The sequence below is a fragment of the Actinosynnema sp. NPDC059335 genome, assembly GCF_042752395.1.
Taxonomy (GTDB): Bacteria; Actinomycetota; Actinomycetes; order Mycobacteriales; family Pseudonocardiaceae; genus Actinosynnema.
Map to the genome: position 1 here is coordinate 8493 of NZ_JBHYXZ010000194.1, position 5709 is coordinate 14201.

Below are 5709 nucleotides of genomic sequence, written 5' to 3' on the forward strand. Positions count from 1 at the left end.
GGCGGGCCGTCACCACCCCCCCGGGCTGGGGTAAGTCCGGGACCTCACGCAGCAGCCCTAGGGCGCGGTCCAGCTTCAACGGTGCTTCTTGCCCGTCGGACGACGACGGGCGTCGGCGGCCTTGCCGGTCCGCGAGGGCACGCCCGCCGCGGCCGCCATGGCCTTCTCCTTGCGCAGTTCGGCCTGCAGCGACTCGTCGTCGGTCGACTCCACGATGTCGCCACCGCCGCCCTCGACCTGACCGGCCGCGACCTCGCCGGCCGCCGCCTTGCGGGCCAGGTTCTCCCGGCGCGCGTGCACGCGCGCGGCCTGCGCCTTGTAGCGGGGGTCGCGCATCTTCAGGTCGACCGCCACCGGGGTGGCGATGTAGATCGACGACAGCGCGCCGATCGCGATACCGGTCAGCTGCACGAGCGCCAGGTCCTGGAGCGTGCCCACGCCGAGCAGGCCCACGCCGATCGCCAGCAGGCCCAGCACCGGCAGCAGCGCGATCAACGACGTGTTGATCGACCGCATCAGGGTCTGGTTCACGGCGAGGTTCGCGGCCTCGCCGTAGGTGCGGCGGGTCAGGCCGAGCAGGCCGCGGGTGTTCTCCCGGACCTTGTCGAACACGACCACCGTGTCGTACAGCGAGAAGCCGAGGATGGTGAGCAGGCCGATGACCGTCGCCGGCGAGACCTCGAAGCCGACCAGCGAGTACACGCCGGCCGTGATCAGCACGTCGTGGAGCACCGCGACGAGCGCGGCGATCGCCATCGACAGCTCGAAGTACAGCGCCAGGAAGATCATCACGGCGACGAAGAACACCAGGAGCGCGATCAACGCCTGGCTGGTGATCTCACCGCCCCAGGACGCCGAGACCGCGCTGTCGCTGATGGCGTCGACGCCGCCCTCGGGCTTGAGGTCGTCGTTCAGCGCGGTCTTGAGCTTGGCGACCTCCTCGGCGTTCAGCGTCTCCGACCGGATCTGGATGGTCGCCGACGCGCCGGTGCCCACGGACTGCACCGCGGCGGGCTCGTGGCCGATGGCCCGCTCGTAGGAGTCCCGGACCGGCTCGACGCCGATGATGCCCGCCGAGCTGGCCGCCGGGAGCTGGATCCGCGTGCCGCCGGTGAAGTCGATGCCCAGGTTGAAGCCCCGGAACACGATCGACCCGATGCAGATCAGCAGGATCAGGCCGAACACCACGTACCAGCGCTTGCGCTTGCCGACGATGTCGAACGCGCCGTTGCCGACGTAGAGCCGATGGAAAACGTTGCCCTTCTTCGCCTCGGCCACGTCAGACCTCCTTCACAGCGGTGCTCTTCGCACCCGACAGCGCGCGGTCGTCGACCGCCGCCTGGATGGCGCCGCCGAGACCCGAGAGCTTCGGGTTCGACAGGGTCTTCGACTTGGAGACCATGGCGACCAGCGGGTGCGTGACGAGGAAGACCACGACCAGGTCGAGCACGGTGGACATGCCGAGGGTGAAGGCGAAGCCCTTCACCTGGCCGACGGCGATCACGTACAGGATGGCCGAGGCGAGGAAGCTGACCGCGTCCGCGGACAGGATCGTGCGCCGCGACCGGACCCAGGCGCGCGGCACCGCGGACCGGAAGGACCGGCCCTCGCGCACTTCGTCTTTCAGGCGTTCGAAGAACACCACGAACGAGTCCGCCGTGATACCGATCGACACGATGAAGCCGGCGATGCCCGCGAGGTCGAGGGTGAACCCGATCCAGCGGCCCAGCAGCACCAGCACCGCGTAGACGACGACACCCGACAGGATCAGCGACAGGATCGTCAGCACGCCGAGCAGGCGGTAGTAGAACAGGCAGTAGAGGAACACCAGCGCGAGGCCGATGCCGCCGGCGATGAGGCCCGCGCGCAGCGACGCGAGGCCCAGCGTGGCGGACACGGTCTCGGCCTCGGACGCCTCGAACGACAGCGGCAGCGAGCCGTACTTGAGCACGTTCGCGAGGCTGTTGGCCTCGGCCTGGGTGAACCGGCCGCTGATCTGCGTCGACCCGCCCAGGATGGGCTCGTTGATGTTCGGCGCGGACACGACCTGGCTGTCCAGCACGACCGCGACCTGCTGCGAGACGTTGGCCGAGGTGAACTTGCCCCACTTGGCGCCGCCCTCGCCCTTGAAGGTCAGGTCGACCACGAAGCCCGCGCCCTGCGGGTCGGTGCCGGACACCGCGTTGTCGATGTCCTCACCGGTCAGGCGCGAGTACAGGGTGAAGTCGTCGTCCTTGACGCTGCCGTCGTTCGGCGGGGTCACGGGGGCCAGGACGTACTTCTCGGTGAGGTCCTGGTTGCAGGTCAGCAGCGGCAGCGCCGGGTCGTCGTTGCCGATCAGCGGGTCCTTGGTCGGGCAGGTGAAGGCGGCCAGCGCCTGGGACACGGTCTGCGCGTCCAGCGTGGTCAGCTGCGGGTCCTGCCGGCAGGTGCGGGACTCCTCGATGGCCTTGGTCGGGTCCTCGGAGTACTGGCCCTGGAACACCGCGCGGCAGTCGACCTGCGGCTCGGCCGGCGGCGCGGACGGGTCGGCGGGCGGCGTCGTGGTCGCGGCCGGCGGGGTCGTGGTCTCCTGCAGGCCCTCGACCGCCGGGGCCGGGCGGCCCTGGGCGGTGGTGGTCGGCGCGCCGGAGCCCGCGGTCTCGGTCGGCGCGGCCGAGCCGGTCGTGGTCGGCGCGGCCGAGCCCGACGTGGACGGCGGCGCGCTCGACTCGGAGGCGGGCGGCGTGTTCGGCACCGGCGAGCCGATGACCTTGCGGAAGTTCAGCTTCGCCGTCTGACCGAGCCGCTTCGCGCCCTCGCTGTCCGAGCCGGGCACCGTGATCACCAGGTTGGTACCGTCGCGGATGACCTCGGGACCGGCGACGCCCAGGCCGTTGACCCGCGTCTCGATGAGCGCGCGGGCCTGGTTGAGCGACTCCTCCGACGGCGTTTTCCCATCAGGAGCCCGGGCGGTCAACGTGACACGCGTGCCACCCTGGAGGTCGATACCGAGCTTGGGTGTCGCCTTGCCGTTCCCGGTGAAGAACACCAGGGAGTACAGCGCGACCACGATGAGGACAAATGCGCCCAGGTACTTCGCGGGGCGGATTTGCCCGGCCGGAGGTGCCACGGTCCGTCCGTCTCCTGATAGTTGACAAGGTCAGCGAAGCCGGAGCGTACCCCTGATGATGTGAGCTGCGCGTCACTGCCTGGAGTCGGCGCGTTGACAGTTGCCGGCTCCAGGCCCGGGGGTCCGCTCGTTACTGCGGGTTACTTCTTGCTCTCCTGCTGTGCGTGCTGGACCTCCGGGGTCTCGTCGGCGACGTCGTCGTCCACGTCGTCCACGACCGCGTCGGTCTCGGTGTCCACCGCGACCTTCTCGCGGATCGCCTGGCGCAGCCACGTGGTGACCACGCCGTCCGCGATCTCGAGGTCGATGGTGTTGTCTTCGTCGTTCACGCCGGCCACCGTCGCGAACAGCCCGGAGGTGGTCATGACCCGGTCACCCGGCTCCAGGGAGTTCAGCAGCGCCTGCTGTTCGGCGACGGCCCGCTTCTGCTTGCGGGCGCTGAGGAACAGCGGCACCGCGAGCAGCACGAGCAGCAGCGGGAACATCAAGGAGGACAGGTCCATCATTCTCCGATCAACCGGACGGTCGGAACGCGGTCAGCGCCCGGTACGTCCGGATTTCTGGGGTGCCGCTGCCGATTGTGCCAGGTCAGTAATCCCGATCACCCGGTGGCGTCGTCGAACAGGGATCGCGTCGCCTCGCCCGGCGCCTGCGGGGGCGGCTGGAGGCCGAGGTGCAGCCACGCGGCGGCGGTCGCGACCCGGCCGCGCGGCGTGCGCGCCAGCATCCCGGCGCGCACGAGGTAGGGCTCGCAGACCTCCTCCACCGTGGTCGGCTCCTCACCCACCGCGACGGCGAGGGTGGAGACGCCGACGGGCCCGCCGCCGAACGAACGGACCAGCGCGCCCAGGACCGCCCGGTCCAACCGGTCCAGGCCCAGTTCGTCCACGTCGTAGACCGTCAGGGCGTCCCGGGCGACCTCCAGCGTCACCGCGCCGTCCGCGCGCACCTCTGCGTAGTCCCGAACCCGGCGGAGCAGGCGGTTCGCGATGCGGGGCGTGCCGCGGGAGCGGCCGGCGATCTCCCGGCCGCCGTCCTCGCGCAGGTCGACGCCGAGGATCTTGGCCGACCGCCGGATGATCAGCTCCAGCTCGTCGGGGCGGTAGAACTCCATGTGCCCGGTGAAGCCGAACCGGTCGCGCAGCGGGCCGGTGAGCGCGCCGGACCGGGTGGTCGCGCCGACCAGGGTGAACGGGGCGATGTCGAGCGGGATGCTGGTCGCGCCGGGGCCCTTGCCGACGACCACGTCGACCCGGAAGTCCTCCATCGCGAGGTACAGCATCTCCTCGGCCGGGCGGGCCATGCGGTGGATCTCGTCGATGAACAGCACGTCGCCCTCGACCAGGTTCGACAGCATCGCGGCGAGGTCGCCGGCGCGTTCGAGGGCGGGACCGGAGGTGATGCGCAGGGACGCGCCCAGCTCGGCGGCGATGATCATGGCGAGGCTGGTCTTGCCCAGGCCGGGCGGCCCGGACAGCAGCACGTGGTCCGGCGGCGTGCCGCGCTGCATCGCGCCGCGCAGGACCAGTTCCAGCTGCTCGCGGACCTTGGGCTGGCCGACGAACTCGTCCAGGTCCTTCGGCCGCAGCGTCGACTCGACGTCCCGCTCGGTCGGGTCGGGCAGCGGGTTGAGGGTGTCGTCGTGGTTCATCGCTTGCGGCCCAGGGCGGCCAGGGAGCGGCGGAGGACCTCGGACGTGCCGAGCGCGCCGTCGGCGGCCAGCACCGCGTCCACGGCCTGCTCGGCCTGCTTGGCGGGGAAGCCGAGGCCCAGCAGCGCCTCGGTGACCTGGGTGCGGACCTGGCCGGTGTCGCCGGAGGCGGTCGGGGCGGGCGCGAGGTGGCCGACCTTGTCGCGCAGCTCGATGATGAGCCGTTCGGCCCCCTTGCGGCCGATGCCGGGGACCTGGGTGAGCACGGTGATGTTGCCCTCGGCGAGCGCGGCGCGCAGCTTGTCCGGTTCGAGCACGGCCAGGGTGGCGAGCGCGAGCCGCGGCCCGATCCCGGAGACGGTCTGGAGCAGGCCGAACAGCTCGCGGGCCTCGGCGTCGGCGAAGCCGAAGAGGGTCAGCGAGTCCTCGCGGACCACCAGGGAGGTGGCCAGCTGGGTCTCCTCGCCGCGGCGGAGCGTGGCCAGCGTGGCGGGGGTCGCCTGCACCGCGTAGCCGACGCCGCCGACCTCGACGACGACGTGGTCGAGCCCGATGGACAGCACCTGCCCGCGCAGTGACGAGATCACTTGCCCCTACCTCCGGTCTTCGCACCCTGCTCCGCGCCGCCCGCATCCGCCGCCGCGACCGGCCCCGATCCTGCCCGCCCCGCCCCGCCCCCGGCCGCGGGGGTCCCACTCGACCGGCCCGCGACGGGTCCGCCGCCGCCCGAGCCGCCGTCCGCCGACCCGGCCGACCCGATCACCGCCGTCCCGCCGCCGCCCGTCCCGCCGCCGCCCGTCCCGCCAGCGTCCGAGCCGCCGGCGTCCGAGGCGGCTCCGGCCGGGCCCACCGGTGCCGACTCGCTCGCGGGCCGTCCGGCGCGGCGCGTCGCCGCGCCGCGGGCGGGCGCCGGGGGGGGGGTGTCTTATAAACAACTGTCGCTGCC

5 protein-coding genes are annotated in these 5709 nt (G+C 71.9%); all 5 read right to left on the reverse strand.

The genetic code is table 11. The annotated features are described in order from the left end of the window. Positions 1 to 75: 75 nt before the first annotated feature. Entirely contained in the window at positions 76 to 1278 is a 1203-nt protein-coding gene (gene secF / locus ACFXGA_RS36060; RefSeq protein WP_378096206.1) for a protein translocase subunit SecF, read from the reverse strand. A gap of 1 nt (position 1279) precedes the next feature. Further along, positions 1280 to 3112 carry a protein translocase subunit SecD gene (gene secD, locus ACFXGA_RS36065; RefSeq protein ID WP_378096209.1) on the reverse strand — a complete coding sequence of 611 codons (1833 nt, stop codon included), beginning with the start codon at positions 3110 to 3112 and terminating at the stop codon, positions 1280 to 1282. Between the two features lie 140 nt (positions 3113 to 3252). Further along, on the reverse strand, positions 3253 to 3615 hold the full coding sequence (gene yajC, locus ACFXGA_RS36070) for a preprotein translocase subunit YajC (RefSeq protein ID WP_378096212.1): 363 nt from the start codon (positions 3613 to 3615) through the stop codon (positions 3253 to 3255). Between the two features lie 98 nt (positions 3616 to 3713). After that, positions 3714 to 4763 carry a Holliday junction branch migration DNA helicase RuvB gene (ruvB, locus tag ACFXGA_RS36075; RefSeq protein WP_378096217.1) on the reverse strand — a complete coding sequence of 350 codons (1050 nt, stop codon included), beginning with the start codon at positions 4761 to 4763 and terminating at the stop codon, positions 3714 to 3716. Beyond that, positions 4760 to 5350: a Holliday junction branch migration protein RuvA gene (gene ruvA, locus ACFXGA_RS36080; RefSeq protein WP_378096219.1), complete on the reverse strand. Its 591-nt coding sequence runs from the start codon at positions 5348 to 5350 to the stop codon at positions 4760 to 4762. Before ruvA ends, ruvB begins: the two co-directional genes overlap by 4 nt. Positions 5351 to 5709 lie beyond the last annotated feature (359 nt).

Coding starts and splice junctions, on each gene's coding strand:
- ruvB (WP_378096217.1), bottom strand. CDS start 4,763: ATGAACCACGACGACACCCTCAACCCGCTGCCCGACCCGACCGAGCGG.
- yajC (WP_378096212.1), bottom strand. CDS start 3,615: ATGGACCTGTCCTCCTTGATGTTCCCGCTGCTGCTCGTGCTGCTCGCG.